The following is a 20,957-nucleotide window of genomic DNA, read 5'->3' as shown; positions in this document are numbered from 1 at the left end:
GTTCCCTGTATTTCACAAAAATATGCTTTACGCTAGGCGTTTGTCATTGTATAATGTCTAAAGTGGTATGAGTATTTCTATTTATTTTCATCTGTTCTTATTTTGATTACTAGTTTCTGTGGCATGTCCTTGTGTTACAGACTTCTTTTTTGAATACATTTCGCTCTTACTCTGGGAAGGGGGTGAATCGGCGAATGAGGGAAATGAGCTATCAAACTTCTACGCAAGAATCTCAACAAACGAAGCAATTTAGAGGAGGAGAAAAAAAGGTTATGAAGAAAAGATTGGCCCTGCTTCTTTCCGTTGCTATGGCGTTCTCCATGTTCGCTAACGTAGCATTCGGTGCTGACGAAGCTAAGACGACACAAGAAAAATTCGACGCATTGAAACAACAAGAGGTATTTAACGGCTATCCAGACGGAACCGCTGGTCTTGATAAAGATATGACTCGCGCTGAGTTTGCTAAAGTAGTTGTTAAATTGTTCGGTTTGAAAGAAGTACACGGCGTGTACTCCTACAACGACAAAAACTACGGTCCAAAGAACTGGGCTGCTCCTTTCATCGAAGCAGTAACTGCTGAAGGCTTGATGCAAGGTAAAGATTTGACTAAGAAATTGTTCGACTTCAACGGCAAAATCACTGTTGAAGAAACAGCAAAAACTTTGGTTGAAGCTTTGAAATTGCCAATGCCTAAAGATTCCCAAAACAACGCTTCCGCTTGGGCGAAAGATTATTTCCAAGCAGCAGTTGATGCTGGTTTGATCGCTAAGGATGCAAACCCTAAAGCGAACGCAACTCGCACTCAATTGGTTGAAGCAGCTTATGCGGCTGACCAACTTCTGAAAGGACCAAAAGTTGAGTCCTACAAAGTAGTCGACAGCAAGCACATCGAATTCACAATGTCCGACAAGGAAGTTGTGAAAGTTGAACTTGAAAAAGCTCTTGAGCCAAACAAGGAAACTGAAGTGAAGTTCACTTACAATAACAAAGAGTACACTCACAAAGTTACTCATGTTATCACTTCGGCTCAAAAAGTTGAGTCCGTTACAGCTGAAAACCTGAAAGAAGTTGTTGTTAAATTCGACGGTTCGGTTGACAAGAGATCCGCTGAAAGAAAAGAAAATTACGAAGTTAAAGACAGAAAGATTGATACTGTTACGTTGTCTTCCGACAACCGTACGGCAACAATCTTGCTTGAAGAAGCAGACTCTTCTACTATGAAGAATCAAAAAGAAACTGAGTTGAAAGTAAAAGGTGTTCAAAACGAGGATAAATCCAAGAAATTTGAACAAACAATCAAATTCACTCCAGTTGACGTACAAACTCCTGAAGTTAAAGAAGTAGTGGGCTTGGGTACGAAAGCATTCAAGGTTGTATTCTCTGAGCCTGTGAAGAAGTCAGGTGTTTATTCTTCCAGCAACTACAAAGTTGACGGTAAAACAGTTGGCGCTAACGTAACTTATATCTATCCTAACGTAGCTATCGTTAGCACTGATTTGTCCGTAGGCGAGCACAAAATCACTGTTAGCAACATCGAAGACTTCTCTGGTCTTAAAATTGCTCCAGTTGAAAATACGTTTACGGTAGCTGAAGACACAACTGCACCTGAAGTGGTTGGTGTCACAGCAAAAGATCCTATGGAATTGGAAATCGAATTTAACGAAACAGTTAAATCGGTTGACAAAATCTACCATGGAAATTCCAACAACACAGGCGTTGTTACGTACAAAGATAACAAAGTGACTGTGAAATTCAGCAAAGATAAAGCTTTGAACATGGGTGAAAACACGATTTACATCGATGGCGTTAAAGATTACAGCGACAACAAAGCTAATCGTACTGCAAAAGTAAATCCTTCTTTGGATTCTGAACGTCCAGAAATTGAAAAAGTGGAAGTGAAGCAAAACGACCATAAACTGGTCCTCACTTTCAGCAAAAAGCTGGATAGAGCATCCGCTGAAGACAAAAACAATTATGTGTTGAAAGACAAAGACGGCAAGACTTTCACCCACACTGGTCTTGAGTCTAAAACTGGTCATCCTATCATGAAACCGACTTATAATGAAGAGAAGAAGACGGTTGAAATTGATTTGATGAAAAAATTGGATAGCGGCGACTATACGTTGGAAGTTAGCGGTGTGAAAGACACGGCTTATGTATCCAACACAATGCTTCCATACTCCCAAACTTTCAATGCTGATGCAGTGAATAGTGCAGCTCGCGCTTGGGTATCTCAAGATTCCAACGATGATAACCTTTATGTGCAGTTCCCTAAAGCAGTTAAAACTGATGGGGACGGAAACGCCCTTGTCAAGGCGAAATATACAATTGCTGGCAAATCTTTGAGCGGTGATTTCGAAGATCCAGAATTGATTCAATCGGATACAGTTCGTATCAGAGCAAAACGCGGTACGTTCTTGACTTCCGAACGCAACCAAATCGTCTTCAAAGACGGTTACAGAAATGTTAAAACTGATGCTAACGGAAAACCGGTAGTGGATGCAGATGGCAACACTGTCTATGTAACACCAATCGAAGCTCGTTTGGTTAAAGACATCGATGGCGACTTCTTTAAAGAAGGCGACAATTACACAATTACAATTAAGGATGTCTCTGAAGACAAAGTAAATGCATCTGTAGCTACTGCAAGCTCCCGTGAAGAGTTGAAAGTTGAACTTACGGGTAAGCTGAGCAAAGTTGATGTAGGCGACTTTAAAGTAGTACAAGGAAGTAACACATATCGTCCTAACGATTATCGTTTGAGCGATAATAAAGACGTGTTGTACTTGAAGTTTACTGACAATAATAAGCTGCCAGCGGGTCTGGAGAAGGCTTACTTGGAAACAGCAGCTAATCGTTATTCTCAAGATACTTTTGGAAACACTATTGGTGCGATTAACGTTGCTATTACGGACGAAATCAACCCAGAAGCTACTTCGTTTAGCGTTTCGAAAGTTAGTGTAACTGATGCAACTTACAAAATGACTGTAAAAGTGGACGCGAAAGTTTACACTGAATTTGCTCAGGGCGACAAGCTTACTGAGTACTACAAAAACTTGTTCAAAGTAGAACTTCAGGAAAAAGGTTCGACAGAGCAAAAAGCTACTATTAATCATGTGAAACCTGCTACCACGGCAGACGGAGCAAAAGATTCGTTTGAAATCGAATTTAAACTTCCAGCAGGCGTTACATTGAAAGATACTACCGTTGTTCGCTTGAGCTATGACAACACAGGTACCATTAAAGTTATCAGAGACATCGCTGGTAACGCTTTGAAAGAAATTCAATTGGCAGCTCAATTCGATCGCATTTCTGAATAATATTGAGTAGCTAGAAAGCCCCTCGAAAGGGGCTTTCTTTTTTTATGACAAAACTTTAACCCTCTCAATTTGCTAAAATCCGAAACTTTCTAGCAATCATCAGCGTTTAATAAGGTATAGGCAAATCAAGCGAAATGGGAGGAATACCATTGAGAAAAGGCAAAACATTAGCTGCATTTTTGGCGCTTGCAGTGGTACTGGGACAAACCGGTTATTTGGCAGAAGCAGCACCGGCCGCAAAACAGACTGCTTCTAAACCGGCAGCTACCAAGCAAGCTCAACCCGCCGTACATACATTAGATAAATTATCGCCAGTTAAACTTACTGGAAAAAGCTTCGTCAAGCTGACGGATCTGAATATTTTAACCCAAGATGACGGCAATGTATTAACGTACACACTTACTTACTACAACAATGATACGAAGAGCATTTCGTTACTTGATTATTGGACGAAAGTAAAATCCAAAAGCGGAACTATCTATTCTGTAAATATGATTAGCAAAGACAAGGACAAGAAAAATATTGCTCCTCAATCTCAGATGAATGTGACTTACTATGCAAAATTGGGTAAAAATGTTAAAGTTAATGATTTGTTCTTTCAAATCATTAAATGGGATTTCAGCAAGCCAGGGTTTGAAAACCAAATTGGACATTTTTCGATTCCAGCTTCGTATTCCATAACAACTCCGACTAATCAGGCTAGAAAAATTCGGATTAACGATATACCGCTCAATTCGAAAGTGGAACAAATGTTAATGTTCCCATCCGATGGTTACAATATGGTTAATCTAAACGTATCGTTGGAAAATATCGGATATAAGGTTTTGGAGGATCCAAAATTAAAATTTTCTATTCGTGCGAACAATGGCGCGAACTATCCTTTAGCATTGGATAGTTCTAGTGTTGATTATAAAATACAGCCAAAAGATAAGAAGACATTAAACTTGATGACGAAAATTCCCACTTCCGTAAAATTGGATAAGCTGGAGCTGCAAATTATTCAAGAAGATGTATCTGCCAAATCAGAGACAGATAAAATCAATTATGCCGTAGCTACACTGCAACTGCCAATGGCCAATTCGAAAGACTTGGTTACTCAACAATATAAGGAAAAGATTATAAAAGTTGAAAATACGAAGCTGGAAACACGTATTCAAACGGGATGGATAACGCAGAGCTATGATAACAGCGACGTTTCTTTAACGTTTGAGATTAAGAATATTGGAAATCAGCCGATTACCTTGCCTAAATATGAATTTACGATTCATGCGGATAAAGGTGAGATATTCCCTATCTCTAATAAGATGTTTGAAAAAGTGACACTTCAGCCTGCTGAAAGCAAATCATTTAAATTAAATGCGACTATTCCGACAGCTTCCGGCACAGGTCATTTAAAACTTCATATGAATACACCTTCGGAAAATGGAACAAGCCCGGCTGAAGGTACAAATCAGTCTAACAAAAACGATAACCAGTACAGCTTCCCAGTTGCTGTGTATGAAGTGCCTGAATTGATCTCTATACAAAATGCCAAAGGATCGGAATTCCAGGTCGCAAACAGCAAAGGAACGTTCGGTGTTACGCTGTCTTCTATTCAACGTTTACCTTGGACGGACGGCGATATTGTATCGGCAAAGCTGACGTTGCGGAACAAAGAATTCAAAACGTTGGAGCTTCCAAAACTAGAAGGCATGTTTAAGATTGATTCAGCAAAATCAACCGGTGAAACAAAACTGATTCAAAGCGATTCTTCATTAGTTATTGGGCCAAAGAGTGAAATGGATGTGTATATTGTAACTAAAGTTCCTTCTTATTTGGACTTTACCCAACTACAAATTGCGCTGATGGAGAAATTGGGCGAAGAAACAAGTGAACTTATCCAGTTTACTAATTCTAGTAAAATAGAAGATTTAGATGTTGTTAAGTTCGGTTCTGACTATAATTTAAAGACAGCTGGCAGAAAAGCTGAAATCAAAGCACGTGAAACACTGATTTATCCGGGTACTTCATCCAATCTGGTTGTCACTGACTTGGAAATGAAAAATGCGGAGAAACGTCCGACTGATCTTTCGCAGATTGTTGGATATTACAAATCCAAAGATGGTGAACTATTTAAAGCAAATATCATTCAAGTCGATCATCAAACAGGACCTGAAGGGAAAAATATTGTTACCTTGTGGGCTAGAATACCTGACAAAGTATATACAACAGATATGCAGCTTATTATCGGTGAAGGCATCACAGATGGAAAATTGACTCCGCCAAAAGGTGAAGCAAACGGATATGTAAATGCGGTGGCATTGGAATTGCAAACTTATCAGCCTGGATCCAAAACGCCAATCGAGAAGATTGAGATGTTCCCTTATACATTAACTATGAACAAACTTAAAGCCGAAGCTTCAGGCGCATCGCTTCGACTAGAATTTAATTATCATTTGGATCGTGACTTGTCTTATGATATGGGAGAATACCAGCATAAGCTTGTATTCGAGGTAACTGACACAAGCGGACGTGCGTTTAGTAAAGAAGTTGCTTTAGAGTCCGAACTTAAGGTTGGTTTAAATCAAACACAGACGATTAGTTTTGACAGTTCATTTTTTGATAATGTGAAAAGCGGAAATGTAATGCTCTCAATTTATGACCAATTCCAAGGCCACAAGCTGAGATTGGCTCATCAGGCGTTATCATTTTACAGTAAAGACATTAACAATAGCCGCGATTGATTATTAAATAAGTCCCCTCGTACGAGGGGATTTATTTTTGCGAGATTAACGAAACATAATGGCTCCCATCAGATGGCAGGACTTGCAACATTTCCTGTGTCTCCTTTCCTTCATCATGAGGCACAATATAAGCATCATGCACTTATGTTAAGGAGGAGCTTTTATCGTGAGTAAAAAAACGTTAGTTCCAGCGAGCAAAGATGCCTTATACCGTCTTAAATATGAAATTGCGGCCGAGTTGGGTCTGCCTGTCGCCCAGCATGGCGTGCACATCGGCATGAATACTGAATTTGCGGCAGAATTGGGCAGTCTGCCGGTGCAGCAGACGACCAACCATGATGATTGGGGGCATCTGACCTCGCGCGACGCGGGTTCCGTTGGCGGTGAAATAACGAAGCGATTAGTTATACAGGCTTTGCAGAAAAAATAGGAAGCCCAACTTACATTTCATTCATTGACAGGACCGGACAAATAAAGTAATATGATTTTTCGAAGGCTGGTATACAACCTTTTCCATCGTGGAAAAGGTTACTTTTTTGTTTAGGCTGCTCGCGGGAGAGCCATAATAAAGGTTAGGAGGTCGAGTCCTATGTCATTGAAAGGACGCCACTTGTTCACATCCGAGTCCGTTACAGAAGGACACCCGGATAAAATATGCGACCAAATTTCGGACGCGGTGTTGGACGCCTTTTTGGCCAATGACCCGTATGCTCGGGTCGCGTGTGAAGTATCCGTAGCTACAGGCTTGGTTCTGGTTATCGGAGAAATTAGCACGAAAGCGGATTATGTTGATATTCCGTCTATCGTACGCAATACCATTAAAGATATTGGGTATACGCGCGCGAAGTATGGATTTGACTATAACACCTGTGCGGTGTTGACCTCGCTTAACGAACAGTCTCCTGATATTGCGCAAGGGGTTAATGCAGCCATTGAAACGCGCACAGAGGATATGAAGCAGGAAACGGAAAACATTGGTGCGGGTGACCAAGGTTTAATGTTCGGCTTTGCGACAAATGAAACACCTGAACTGATGCCGCTTCCGATCGCTCTGTCTCACCGTATTGCGCGCCGCTTGTCAGAAGTGCGTAAAGACGGCACATTGCCTTACCTCCGTCCGGATGGTAAGACGCAAGTGACGATCGAATATATGGATGGAAAGCCAGTTCGTGTCGATACAATTGTAGTATCTACCCAACATGCGGAAGATACTTCGCTTGAACAGATTCAAAAGGATATTAGAGAGCAGGTCATTGCCCCGGTCGTTCCAAGCGAATGGTTGGATGATAATACGAAGTATTTCATCAACCCGACAGGCCGCTTCGTTATCGGCGGACCGCAAGGCGATGCCGGTCTGACAGGCCGTAAAATTATTGTGGATACGTACGGCGGTTATGCCCGTCATGGCGGCGGCGCATTCTCCGGCAAGGATCCAACGAAGGTTGACCGTTCTGCAGCTTATGCAGCGCGTTATGTTGCGAAGAATATCGTAGCTGCGGGCTTGGCTGACAAATGCGAAATCCAATTGGCTTATGCAATCGGCGTAGCAAACCCGGTATCCATCAGCGTTGATACGTACGATACGGGGAAAGTGGAACAGGACAAATTAGTGGAACTCATTCAAAATAACTTCGACCTGCGTCCAACAGGAATTATTAAAATGCTTGACCTGCGCCGTCCGATATACAAGCAAACGGCTGCATATGGACATTTCGGCCGCAACGATCTCGATCTGCCTTGGGAGCGTACGGATAAAGCAGAAGTGTTGCGTGAGCAAGCAGGAGTTTAATAAAATATAATGATGAGCCTTTTCTCGTAATATACGGGGGAAGGCTTTTTTGTTTTTATACGATTCAACTATCTCTTCTAAAAAAAAGGCCCCTTCTTACCGACAAATAGAGTAGAACTGTCTTATCGGAAAGAAAGGAGCAATTCTTCATGAAAAAATGGCTTTCCGCCCTGCTCGTTATCGTTCTCGCCTTGGGAACGTTCGGATGGGGGCCAGTCATTGCGGAGGCAAGCCCTTCTGCAACGGATACAGCACCAGCAATTATCGCGACGACACCGGCAAATGGACAGCCTGGTGTTTCGGCAAACCCTGCTGTCAGTTTTACATTCAATCAAAATGTAAAAATAGTAAATGGAAATGTGACTGTAACACAGCAAGGAACGGGCAATAAGCAAATATTCAATAAAGATGGGGGAAACGGCATCGGCAAGGTCGTGTCCTCTGACTTGCAGACCTACCAATTAGAGGGCTTGCAGCCCTTGCAGCTTGGCGCCACTTATGAAGTGTCGATAGATCCTCTGCTTTTCATCAGTGAGGGCACGAACGAATTCTATAACGGCATGAAGTGGTCGTTTACCGTAAAGCCGCAACCTGGCATTGAACGGGTATCCCCCCAACAGGGAGTGGCTCCGGTCAACCCCAAGCTGGAAATCACATTTAAGCAACCGGTACAAGCTGGAACAGGAAGCATTCGTATTATTCGGTATAGTAATAATAATGCGCTAACCCCAATTCCAGCGAGTAGTTTTACGTTCGATCCAACAGGTCTGGTTGCCAGCTATCAAATGAATGAGTCTCTAGAAGCTGGCACTTCATATTATGTGACGGTAGATGCTGAAGCCTTCAAAGATGCTGAAGGGACACCGGTAGAAGGATTTTTGTCGGCAGACCGGTGGCATTTCGAAACAGAACGCGGAGCGGACACGACGCCGCCTGTCATTCTGAGCCGGGTGCCTGAGCGAAACGCGGTATCGCCGCTGCAATCCAGGATAGAGATGACATTTAGTAAGCCTGTTTTTCAAGAAAAAGGAGATATTGTTGTAAAGTCGGACGGCAAACCGGATGTGCGTATTCCGGTAACGTCAGCCATTGTGGGCGGGGGCACGGCAGTAATCAAATCGGTTAACACTCTCACCTTTGAGCAGAACCGCACGTATACCGTAACCGTGCCAGAGGGAGCGTTCCGCGATCAAGCCGGCAACTTGATGAAGGAAGATACGTGGTCTTTCCGCGCTCAAACCATAGACACATCAGCACCGACGCTCTCATCTTATGATCCGTACGTAGGCAGTACTGGGGTATCTACGTCGAAGACATTGACTGCCACATTCAACAAACCGATTGCCTATTCAGGTACGGGAGTGGAGCTTCGCCGTCAAAATCAAACGACGAGCGAAAAAATCAATGTTACTACTTCAGGAAGAGAGCTGAGAATTACACCGGTGTCCAGGTTGCAGGATAATATGGTTTATACGGTCAACATTGCCAGAGGGGCCGTTAAGGATTCATCCGGCAATGAGTTTGCTGGCGCGTCTAACTGGACGTTCTCAACGTCAGCAACGGATCGTACCGCACCGGTAGTGGAAAGTGTAAAGCTGTATAACAATACGCTCATCGAGATTCGATATAATAAGTCATTGGATTCAAGCGTCAATCTGCCTTCAAATGAGTTCACTGTTACGGTCAACAATGGGGAGCGTAAGGTGAACAACGCGTATACATCCGGCAATAATGTATATGTCTCACTTGAAAGCGGGGTCGCTGTTGGTCAGGACGTTAAAATTAGTTATGCGGCACGCTTCCGCATGGTTCGGGATACATATGGCAATGTGGCATCCTCATTCGGGAGCCGTGCGGTGGAGAATAAAGTAGATTCTTCCTTGTCCAAAATCCGGGATGCGACAATCTACGGTGACAAGATGTACGTATATTTCACTGAATCTTTGAAAGATGTCTCTTCTTATGCAGGCGGACAATTTACCGTTACGTATGATGGCTCTTCGGTTGGTATCGACAAAATATCAAACAGCGGGTCCGGATTATACCTGACCATGAACCGATCGGTATCAGATGGTGAAGTCGTCAAGATTAGCTACACTCCAGGCAGCTATCCGCTAGAGGATAGATATGGAATTAAAATTGATGCATTCGAAGGCGAATTCGTGCGCAACACCAAAGATAAGAAGCCTCCTGAGTTGACGGAAACGAACGTCATCAGCAACAAGCTAACCTTGATATACAATAAAGCGTTGGATAAGAACAGCATTCCGCTGAACAACCATTATTCGGTTCTCGTTAACGACAAGCCGAGATATGTAACAAAGGTGGAAATTAAAGTTAACCGAGTGGAGCTGACGTTGCAATCCGCCGTATCTACTAGTGATACGGTTACCGTGTCCTATGTAAGAGGATATCCAGCCCTGCGCGACTTGAACGGCAATTTGGCGCCCAATTTGAACCTTGTCGCGGCAGGCAACGTCACTGACAGTGAAACGCCTGTGGTGCAATCCGCCAATTGGAGCTCGCCATCCGTCGTATTGACGTTCAACAAAAAGTTGGAGAGCATGCAGGCGTCCTCGTACGGCCAATTCTATGTCCGTGCAGGGAATCAACTGCTGACCGTAAAACAGGTGACTGTAAAAGACACCAAAGTAACGATAGAGCTTGTGAATCCGCCGGCGCAGACAGATGCGCTGACGGTGTCCTACAATACGGGCTCTAAGCCGATTAAATCGACATCAGGCGTTGAGATTAAGCCGTTCAGTAATAAGAGTGTCACCGTAGGTCTGGAAGAGTTGGCAGGTGCCAACTTCGTCAAAGTGGCAACGGACACCTCGTTTATCGATTCCATGATCGTGTTATTGGACGACGTGGCCCAGAAGTCTTCAGACCGAACGAGCAGCGGTCAAGTGGTCAATCGCTACACATTGGACCAGAACAAGCTGAAGACGGCGTTCCAGTTCCTGTCAAGCTCATCCGGTACCGATAAGCAGTTGATGTACGAAGTGCCTTCAAGCGAGTCTGCAGCCCGCGTGGCGGTGCCGTTGAGCGCGTTCGACTCGGCGTATATCAGCAAGGATCCGGTTCTGTTCGCCATTAAGTACGGAAATACCTTGTATGGCATCAACATTAGCAGGGACAGCATCATTCAAGTGGTACAGAACATAAAAGGATCGCTTGCCAATTCATCGCTTTTAATTGAAATTGAGCCCGCCCAGTCCCAGGGCACAAATATTCAAAATACGTTGGGCCGCACCCAATCGACAGCCCTTGTGCAGGGACATCGCTTTACGGTATTCGGTTATACCGGCGGCAACCAGTTAAGCGGAATGACCGAAGTGAAGATGGATACGGTCATTAAAATGAGAACGACGGATTCCGTGACGGCGGGAAGAACGGCCATTGTAGAATATCAGGCAAAAGATAATCAGCTGTCCTATATACCGACGAAGCTAACCCGCTCTGGTGTAGTCACTGTCGCTGAGGTGCGCGCGAAGCAGAGCATGCTCGCCGTGTTCGCCATTGGGAACAAAGTGTACATGGACATACCAGGTCATTGGGCACAAGCCGATATGACGGCGCTCAGCGCCAAGATGATTATGGATGGCCGCGGAAGCACCAAGTTCGAGCCCAACAATCCGATTACGCGTCAGGAATTTGCGGTATCCATTTCAAAAGCGCTTGGATTGGAGCCGAGTGAAGAGGCAGCGAAGAGATTCCGGGACATCAACAGCTCGACATTGGATGGAGCATATATTGGAGCGGCTGTGAAGGCCGGAATTATAACCGGATTTCCAGATGGCACCTTCAAGCCGAACGATAGCATCACTCGCGAGCAGATTACGCTCATGATGGTGCGCGCTGCCCAAGCTGCCGGCCACCGTCTGCCGAATTCCTCGACAACCGTGCTCAGCATGTTCAAGGATAGCAAGCAAATTACGACCCTAGGCGCTCCGACTGTAGCTCAGGCCGTACAAGCGGGCCTTATCCAGGGTGTATCGAAAGATAAGTTCCAGCCAAAAGGCTCGGCAACGAGAGCGCAAGCGGCTGTCTTGCTCAGACGTCTCTTAACCACAATTGATTATATTACGTTGGAGTTCTAATATTTTTTAGTTCGTATAATGGACTTGTTTACTGCTAATTTCAGCCCTATCCGTTGTCTATCCGACAGTAGGATGGGGCTTTTTGTCATTCTATGACCCGGGAAATATGAATTGGTAACAAAACCGCAACTTTTTGTCGATTTTAATAGTCTATATATTAGTAGAGTTGATTAATTGGGGAATCGATACATACCATCTATTAGTTGGGAAATGGGAGAGTTGGATATGATGAAGTCACCTGCATCCGCTACACGGATGCCTAAGGGTCGTTGGGGAACGAAAGCGGCAGTTATCGTGCTGTCGGGGACGCTGCTGATTCAACCGCTTGCGGGTTGGGGAACTTATGTATATGCGGATTCATCAAGCGGGACAGTAAGCAGCGCATCTATCAATCAATTAAAGAAGCTAAGCGAAGAAATTATTACTTCAGGCGCGAAACTCGTAAAATATCAATACACGACCAAGCGTGGCAGCAAGACATACAAGACGTTGATCAATGTCATTGAAGCGGATTTGCAAAATCAATATTTGAAGCTGGATGTCATGACAGGGCAGAATGGGAAAACGGCGGCAAGCCAGCCCGTGACGAAAATGACGAAAGAAACTGGAGCCGTCGCAGGGGTAAACGGGGACTATTGGATGATGGGATCGGACCGCGTTCCGATGGGAGGATCCATTTCCGATGGGGTTCTCATTACAAGCCCTGCGGAGCTGCAAGGCATGTACGCGTTTGCCGTATCGAAGGATGGCACGCCTAGCATTGGGCAATATCGCTTCGAGGGAAATATTACTGCTTCCGATGGCCAGACCTTTCCGCTCGCGGGCATCAACAAGATGAAGTATGACAAAGAGCCTGGCAAAGTCCACAGTCATACCAATGCCATGTATATTTATACGAGCGCTTGGAAAGGAACCAAACGGCCGAATGACACGACATCGACACCTACGGAGGTATTGGTTCGCGATGGAGTCGTTGAGCAAATATCAGAGATGGCGCCGCTTCCGATAGACGTGCCGGAGGATGGGTACATTTTGCGCGCTCATGGCAAGGCAGCGGAGTTCATCCGTCAACATGTGCAGGTAGGAGCACCTGTTCAGTCTGAATATCGTCTAATTGCCCAGTCTTCGGGGCAGGCTGTCGATCCGTCATCCTTCCAGATGATGATAAGCGGTCATACGTTGCTTGTGGAAAATGGGAAGGCATCGGCCTTCACTCGGGATACGAGCGGGATTAGCGGCAGCTCGGTGACGGCGAGAACGGCGGTAGGGTATTCCAAGGATGGGCGCTACGCCTATATTGTAACCGCGGAATCCAACAGCGTCAGCTCGGGGCTCACATTGAAGGAATTTCAGCAGGCGCTCGTGCAAGCGGGCGCGTGGAAAGCGGTGAATCTGGATGGCGGCGGCTCCACGACGATGGCCGACCGGCCGCTCGGAGAGACGGAGACGAAGCTTACGCACGAAACGAAGGAAGGCGGCAACAATATCCGCTCTGTCGTGAACGGCTTGGGCGTCTACACTACGGCTCCCCAAGGGAAAGTTAAGGGCATGACGCTGCGCGGAGAGAAAACGTTGTTTATCGGGCAACGTGCTGCGTTCAGCATGAAGGGCTACGATGAATACTATAACCCGGTAGTTGATTTTACCGACGTGGATATAAAGTGGAGCGCGTCCAATGATAAGCTGAAGTGGGACGGAGACGCGTTCGTAGCCAATAAATCGGGTAAAACGCAAGTCGTCGCAGTATCCGGCGGAGCGAAAGCGACCGAGGAAGTAGAGGTTATCGGCGCCGATCAGATAGCTGAAATGAGCATCGCTACATCTTCTGCACCATTGAGCGAAGGATCCAACATTAAGCTACCTGTAAAAATTACGCTGCAGGACGGCCGGAATTACACGTTGCCAGCCTCGTCCGTGAAATGGGAAACGAGCGGCTTCCAAGGGTCGGTTCAAGAGGGCAGCCTTCACATCGATTCAGTGCCGGAAGGCACGAAGATTGGGTACGCCATTGCAAGCTATGATGGATTGCGCACGATGATTCCGCTGACGGTGGGGGCAGAGAAGCTGTTTGAAGACTTTAATGCCGTTAACTATCCAGTCTCTTTCTCTGGATTGCCGAATGGCACGACGACTGGACAAGTTGCTGTTGAAGGAAACATCGGCGATCGATCAGCGAATGACAAAGCGTTAAAGCTTACGTATGATATGACGTCAGGCACGGGCAACAAATTTGCCTATGCGGAATTGAACGGTTCCACAGGAATCGATTTGCCGAGCGGCACGAGTGGCATGAAGCTCGATGTATACGGCGATAAGAGCTTTAACAATCTGCGGATGGAAATCCATGATGCGAACAAGAAAATTCATTATGTCAATGTGCAGGAATCAGTCAACTGGGAAGGCTGGAAGACGCTAGAGGTCAACCTTTCCTCCGAAAACATAGCTTATCCGGCGAAGCTGAAACGTCTCTATCTCGTGAATTTCGCCGATGGGCAGGATGAGCGCGCCCCGCAAGGGATGATCGCGATTGACAACTTAAGAGCGCAATTGCCGGCTGGTTCGTCTTCGATATTAAGCAATGCAGCGATGGATCTGACGGTGAACAGCAAGTCGGCGAAGATTAATGGCGAGACGAAGAGTCTTGACGTTGCTCCTATGGTCCTAAATGGCTCGACATACGTGCCGGTCCGCGTTATCCTGGATGCGTTCGGTGGAGAAACGAAATGGGACGGAGCCTCCCAAAGGGTCACCATCCTGCGCGGCGACCGCTTTCTAGAAATGAATGTCAATCAGAAAGCTATTAACCAGAATGGCAAACGGCTTACGTCTGATGTCGCACCGGTTATGCGCAACGGTCGAACTTTAGTCCCTCTGCGGCTCGTATCGGAACAATTAGGCCTAACTGTAAAATGGGAACAAAAAACGAAGTCCATTACCATACGTTGATGTGTTATGATAAAGGGTGAATATCCATTCATCCTTTATGTGACAAGGAGACGGAACGTAAGTGGAGAATCAAGTCGATGTGATTGACCGCGTAATTAAAAATGCAGTGAAAGTTATGGAAGAAAGCAAGTATCAAATATATGAGATTTTGGACTCGTCACGCCATGAAGTTACGAACATGTATAACGAGCTTCAAGAGGTGATGGACCAGACGGCTGAGATATGTGATAAAGTGGACGAGCTGGAACGAAACTATCGTCTGGCTCGTTTGCGTTTGACAGATGTCAGTCGTGATTTTGTGCGCTATACGGAAGACGATATCAAGCAGGCTTATGAGAGAGCGACCCAACTGCAGCTGGAGCTCATGATTTATCGGGAGAAAGAAGGCTATCTCAAAACGCGGAGAGACGATCTGCAAAAACGCATGCGAGCTGTAGAAGGCTCGATCGAGCGGGCAGAGACAATCGGATCTCAGATGAGCGTCGCCCTCGAATATTTGTCGGGAGATTTGAGCCAGGTTACTCGTATATTAGAGTCTGCCAAGAACCGGCAGCTGCTCGGTTTGAAAATCATTTTGGCCCAGGAAGAAGAGCGAAAGCGCATCGCGAGAGAAATTCACGACGGACCGGCCCAGTCTCTGGCCCATCTAGTGCTTAGGACGGAAATTGTAGAAAGAATGCTGTCGAAGCAGGATTTTGAACTGGTGAAGAACGAAATAGTAGATTTGAAATCTCAGGTTCGTTTTGGTCTGGAGGAAATACGCAAAGTTATTTTCAACTTGCGTCCGATGGCTTTGGATGATTTGGGGCTCGTGCCGACACTGCGCAAATTTATACACGATTACGAGGAGAAGCACAGAATCAAGACGTCATTCGACATTAGAGGACTCGAACGGCGTCTGAAATCGGAAATGGAAGCCGCCATTTACCGACTTGTGCAGGAGGCATTCACCAATGCAGCGAAGCATGGGCATCCATCTCATGTGTCATGCGAATTGACCTATGACGAGGACGAGGTCCGGCTTGTCATTCGAGATAACGGATTTGGCTTCAAGGTGGAGGCCTTGGAGACAAAATCAAAAGAGCATATGCACTTTGGCGTGCTTGGCATGAAAGAACGCGTGGAATTGCTCGAAGGTCAAATGGAGATTCACTCAGCCGAGAACCGCGGGACTCGAATCGTGATTCAAATTCCGACGAATGTGGAGAAGAGAGAGGAGTAAACCTATGGAGAATCGTAATATGGGAAGATCACAGATTAAAGTACTCCTTGCTGACGATCACCAGCTGTTTCGTGAAGGATTAAAACGAATTTTAAATATGGAAGAGGATTTGGAAGTTATCGGAGAATGCGGTGACGGAATTCAAGTCGTCGAATTTTGCAATCAGGAAATGCCTGATGTCGTGTTGATGGATATTAACATGCCGGTGGAGAACGGAGTGGTGACTACCGAGCGACTTCGTGATATTTTTCCCGACGTGAAGGTAATCATCCTGTCGATTCATGACGATGAGAGCTATGTGTTCGAGACGCTGCGCAAAGGGGCTTCAGGTTACCTGCTGAAGGATATGGAGGCGGAGTCGCTCATTAATGCGATTCGTTCGGTCGTAAGCGGGTATGCGTACATACATCCCAAGGTTACGGGCAAGCTGATTCAGCAGCTGCGGCGCATGACGCTGTTGGATGGCAATGGAATCGTTAACCAATCCAGCCGGGATACAGGCGTTAAATTTATTGCCGCGGAAGACAACCCGTTGACGAGACGGGAGGCGGAAGTGCTTCGTTTAATGGCGGAGGGCAAGAGCAATAAGATGATCGGCGAGTATTTGTTCATAAGTGAGAAAACGGTGAAAAACCACGTCAGCAGCATTTTGCAGAAGATGGAGGTTGATGATCGGACGCAGGCCGTTATTAACTCCATTAAGAATGGCTGGGTGACGTTGTAACCTAAAATACATGTTCAAAAAGTAACTTTTTGAACGGCTTTTATACCAGAAAGGCGACGCTTGTCCGTCACCATGAGACCCCATGCGGCATACACTTGATAGTAAGGAGGTGGCCGCATGATCGCAATGCTATTATGGATTGTTGGGTGCTACGGGTTGGCGGTAGCGGCCGTTCATCTGGCGCATAAATGGCAGAAGCTGCTGCGTGGCGCCGCACCGGCGCCGTGGATGCATGTCGTTATCGTGACCGAAAATGATGAACGCCATATGGAATGGTTGATACGGGCATATAGTTGGTATGCATGGCTGAAAGGACGTCGTTTGCACTTTACCGTTGTTGATTGTGGTTCCACGGATGCAACGATTCATATTGCTGCGCTTGCGGCACACGGACATGGAGTAAGCTGGCAGGAGCTGCACATTCGTCAGGATGAACTGCAAGCGGTTCTTAACGATTTACAGCAGCGGCAAGCGGCAGAGGAATCGTTGATTGTCGTTCAACCGCGCCGGCAAGAAGATTGGATGAAGGTGCCCTTTATGGCTGGCAGCGCGCTGTAGACGGCGGTGGCGCCGATGGGTTCGGCGATGCTGCAAGTGCCGCAGACATCGCTAGTCTTGTTGGTTCTGCGCAACTGCGGATGATAGCCGCGCTGTAAGTGGCGAGAATGGCCCACAATATGTTTTGTTAACGGATACACTGTGTTTAATGCGGGACTATATTTTTTCGAGATGTGATAGTAAACCAGTTATTTATGCATGATTCATGAAGGAGCAATTGTACGACAAGTACTTTTGTTCCTTTTCATTTGCATATATTTCTAGTAACATTGCTGCTCAGACGATGTTGCCATATCACCGAATTGTAGTTGTTGGCGCTCAGAGTTCAAATTAGATAAGAGCTCAACGAAATTTTTTTTGCGGATTTTTGCAATAATGGGTTGCCAGAAGTGACGGAATCATATACAATTTTATACAAATATGATAGGCGCTGAGCATGAAGCACATGCTTTTCCTAAATTAACGGGAAAGGTGTGCTTTTTTTGATCCCGTGGACCAGACATCGTGAACAGGCCATTACCACTATGTGCTTAGAGAAGCGCCGTGCGAATGAAGGAGAGGAAGAGGATGCAGGTAAGAATCTATGCCGTACGAACGGAGTACGGGTGGAACACAGGTATGACTCTGGATTGGCGGGTGGATGCAAGCTATTGGTTAGCGGAGGATGGACGGAAGGCGAATGGATCGAGGCTTGTCATTCTGCAGCAGGCTATTTCGATTCAGCTAGGTTTGGTGGTGCTGGAGCAGTTCTCGTTCGTAAAAGAAATGGATGAATGGGGAAAGCGGAGATGGGTTCAATATTTTGCCGAGCTGCTTATGCCGCATCGCGAGACGTTGGAAGATAGTACGCAGCAATTGTTGGCGGAGGAGCATCTGGATGTGCTCATTATCGAGCCGCCCCATTCAGAACCTGCCTCGAATACATACGTTAGGGAACATCAAGATCAGGTATACTTGGTTGCCGAACGTGCAGTTGCCTATATGGGAGAAGAGGAGCGTGTCACGGGCAACATTACTGATGAGCAAAGACAGAAGCAGATAGAGGGGGCAGGGGCGCAGCGCGCTCCTCTTTCTTTATATGCGGATACGCGGCAATTTGCGGATGGGATGCGCGGGCGATTGCTGCTGGACGAGGAAATCGTGCAGCTTCTTCGTGATAAAGGATGGGAACGATTCGTTCCGATGAGACATGTGCTCATTCAATTTGGTTGGCTGCAAGGGTGGCTGGAGGTGTGTTCCGGCATACAATGGGGACGGGATACTGTCTCCAGTGGTACCCATGAGCGAAAGCGGGGGAAAGGAAGATGGTGGCTGCACATATCATCACTTTGTCTCTTCAAAGATAAATCCACTGCAGCCTTTTGCGGTCGATGCGGGAGCTCCGAAGGTTTGAATGCTTCCTCCTGCGCAACGTGCGGCTCCAAACGTTGTCTGACATGTACGCAATGCTTGAATCTCGGTCGCAGCCGCTCGTGCGCGCTTCTCATTAGAGGCGTATTTCAGCAGGAAGTGAACAGTGATTGCCAAGTTGCTCCTGTAGAAGAGAGGTTGAAGAAATGGAGCTTGGCCCTGGCGCAAGAAGCAGCAAGTACACAGGCTTTGCAGTATATTCACACAATCCGTGAAAAGGGAAAGCGCAATCGGAGGAGCAAGTTGGCGCTGGAGAAAGGAGCGTTTCTGCTGTGGGCGGTGACCGGAGCGGGCAAGACGGAGATGATATTCCCATTGATTGAGGATACGCTGCTTCATGGCGGACGAGCGCTGGTAGCGACGCCGCGGCGTGATGTGGTGTTGGAGCTTAAGCCCCGCATTGAGAAAGCATTTCCCGCACAGAAGGTGGTCACCCTCTATGGGGGCAGTCCTGAACGTTGGACCGAAGGAACGCTCACGCTTGCGACCACGCATCAGCTGCTGCGCTTCGCAGAGGCTTTTGATCTCGTCATTATTGACGAGCTCGATGCGTTTCCATATCACAACGATCCGATGCTCCATCGGGCGGCAAATCGAGTATGCCGTCCAGGAGGCGTGTTCGTCTATTTATCCGCCACTCCTCCGGAAACGATGCAGCGGGATGTGAAGCGCGGGAGGATGGCTCATGCAAGAGTTCCGGTCCGGTTTCACCGTTATCCATTGCCTGTTCCAGCTCACATTGCGATGCCTGCTGTCGAACAGTGTCTTGCTCGGCGTTCGCTGCCTGACCTGCTGATGAAGCGGATATCGCATTCGGTCGGGCGGGGAGCTCAGGTCTTTGTTTTTGTCGCCCGCATTCGTCAGGTAGAGCCGATGGTCCGGTTATTGAGCCATCAGTTGCCTGAAATTATTGTAGGCGGCACGTCTGCTGTGGATGAGATGAGAAGTGATAAGGTAATGGGTTTCCGTGAACGGAAAATACGGGTGTTAGTGACGACGACCATTTTGGAGCGTGGAGTGACGGTGCCGAAGAGCGACGTTTATATTTTGGATGCGCATGACCGTCTTTTTGACGCCTCGTCGCTCGTTCAGATGGCGGGCAGAGCAGGGCGTTCGAAGGATGATCCCGCAGGCAATGCCGTGTTTGGTTCGGCCCAATGGAATGAGGCACAGCGGAAAGCAGTGCGTCAGATTCGCGACATGAACCGAATTGCCGGGCGCAACGGCTACTTGCTAACTGAGGATGAGAGGGGGAAGCAGGTTGGTTAGCTTGCCGCAATGGGGCGAGTGGATGGAAAAGGTCTACGTGAGATTAATGCAACCTCGAGTGAGCACCTGCATTGTCTGCAACAACAGAATAAACGGTTTCTCATCGGCGTCGCTTGTAATGGAGCCGCGTGCGGGCAGGCTGCTGCCATTGCTCTGTTCAAAGTGCTTGGTATCGATCCCGTGGATACAAGCACTCGGCTGCCCTTCATGCGGGCGCAGCATTCGCTGCACCGACTGTAAGCGGCATCCGCTCCAGAAGGATGGTTTAACCGCCAATCGCAGCGTCGTGCAATATGATGAGCAAATGAAGCAGTGGCTTGCCGAATACAAATTTAGAGGGAATGTCCGTTATGAGCGTATTATGACGGATATGATGATTTCGTCGTTCAGTATGCTGTTCGAATCGGTGTGGACTAGGCGCCGTAGAATAAGGAAATCGCGAATGGGCCTGAATGAAGGGAATCGTATGCTGCTTCCGGACATCATCACCTATGTGCCGACAAGTGAAGCGCGGTTGCGTGTACGCGGGTTCAATCAAGCGGAGCAGCTGGCACAATCATTGGGGCGAGCTTGGAAGGTTCCGGTGCTATCGTTGCTGGCACGGGTACAGGATTCCGAGAAGCAGAGCATGCAGTCGCGCGGTGGAAGGGCTACTAATATCGCTCATGCTTTTGTCATGAAGGAACAGGCCATGAACGATCTGGTTACCTCCCTGCGCAAGCTTCCTGCAGAACGTTGGCAGACGCTAGAGGAGGTGCGATTGTTGCTAGTAGATGACGTTTATACGACAGGCAGCACGCTTCGATCATGCGCCCGGGAGTTTGCCGTCTGGAACAGGAATTTCCGCCTTCCTGTTGCCTTAGCGAGCTATACTTGGGCCAGGGCGTGAGTCC

At 46.8% G+C, this 20,957-nt stretch carries 11 protein-coding genes; all 11 read left to right on the top strand.

All coding sequences use genetic code 11. The features are described from left to right. The first annotated feature begins 194 nt into the window (after nt 1–194). The 11 genes from JSQ80_RS08630 to JSQ80_RS08580 all read left to right on the top strand — a co-directional run bounded on the left by JSQ80_RS08630 (nt 195) and on the right by JSQ80_RS08580 (nt 20,953). Complete coding sequence (locus JSQ80_RS08630; protein WP_206095024.1) at nt 195–3,320, top strand: Ig-like domain-containing protein; 3,126 nt, start codon at nt 195–197, stop codon at nt 3,318–3,320. Between the two features lie 149 nt (nt 3,321–3,469). Beyond that, entirely contained in the window at nt 3,470–6,043 is a 2,574-nt protein-coding gene (locus JSQ80_RS08625; protein ID WP_206095023.1) for a hypothetical protein, read from the top strand. A 166-nt stretch (nt 6,044–6,209) separates the two neighbouring features. Then, the gene (locus JSQ80_RS08620; RefSeq protein WP_087433987.1) at nt 6,210–6,473 is read left to right on the top strand and encodes an alpha/beta-type small acid-soluble spore protein; all 264 of its coding nucleotides are present in this window, start codon (nt 6,210–6,212) and stop codon (nt 6,471–6,473) included. A 159-nt stretch (nt 6,474–6,632) separates the two neighbouring features. Then, complete coding sequence (gene metK / locus JSQ80_RS08615) at nt 6,633–7,832, top strand: methionine adenosyltransferase (RefSeq protein ID WP_206095022.1); 1,200 nt, start codon at nt 6,633–6,635, stop codon at nt 7,830–7,832. A 149-nt stretch (nt 7,833–7,981) separates the two neighbouring features. After that, the gene (locus JSQ80_RS08610) at nt 7,982–11,935 is read left to right on the top strand and encodes an Ig-like domain-containing protein (RefSeq protein ID WP_206095021.1); all 3,954 of its coding nucleotides are present in this window, start codon (nt 7,982–7,984) and stop codon (nt 11,933–11,935) included. A gap of 225 nt (nt 11,936–12,160) precedes the next feature. Further along, complete coding sequence (locus tag JSQ80_RS08605) at nt 12,161–14,881, top strand: stalk domain-containing protein (RefSeq protein ID WP_206095020.1); 2,721 nt, start codon at nt 12,161–12,163, stop codon at nt 14,879–14,881. A 61-nt stretch (nt 14,882–14,942) separates the two neighbouring features. Continuing rightward, nucleotides 14,943–16,103, top strand: coding sequence for a sensor histidine kinase (locus JSQ80_RS08600; protein ID WP_087433991.1), 1,161 nt, complete (start codon nt 14,943–14,945; stop codon nt 16,101–16,103). Between the two features lie 4 nt (nt 16,104–16,107). Further along, nucleotides 16,108–16,827, top strand: a complete 720-nt coding sequence (locus JSQ80_RS08595) for a response regulator (protein WP_087433992.1) — start codon at nt 16,108–16,110, stop codon at nt 16,825–16,827. 117 nt (nt 16,828–16,944) lie between these two features. Continuing rightward, nucleotides 16,945–17,385, top strand: coding sequence for a glycosyltransferase (locus JSQ80_RS08590; RefSeq protein WP_087433993.1), 441 nt, complete (start codon nt 16,945–16,947; stop codon nt 17,383–17,385). Between the two features lie 567 nt (nt 17,386–17,952). Continuing rightward, nucleotides 17,953–20,064, top strand: coding sequence for an ATP-dependent helicase ComFA (locus JSQ80_RS08585; RefSeq protein ID WP_206095019.1), 2,112 nt, complete (start codon nt 17,953–17,955; stop codon nt 20,062–20,064). Then, nucleotides 20,057–20,953, top strand: coding sequence for a ComF family protein (locus JSQ80_RS08580; RefSeq protein ID WP_206095018.1), 897 nt, complete (start codon nt 20,057–20,059; stop codon nt 20,951–20,953). The genes JSQ80_RS08585 and JSQ80_RS08580 overlap by 8 nt, the downstream gene beginning before the upstream one ends. The last annotated feature ends 4 nt before the right edge of the window (nt 20,954–20,957 follow it).

This window comes from Paenibacillus apiarius, from assembly GCF_017052585.1.
Lineage (GTDB): Bacteria > Bacillota > Bacilli > Paenibacillales > Paenibacillaceae > Paenibacillus_B > Paenibacillus_B apiarius.
This window is presented reverse-complemented; position numbering and strand designations above follow the sequence as displayed.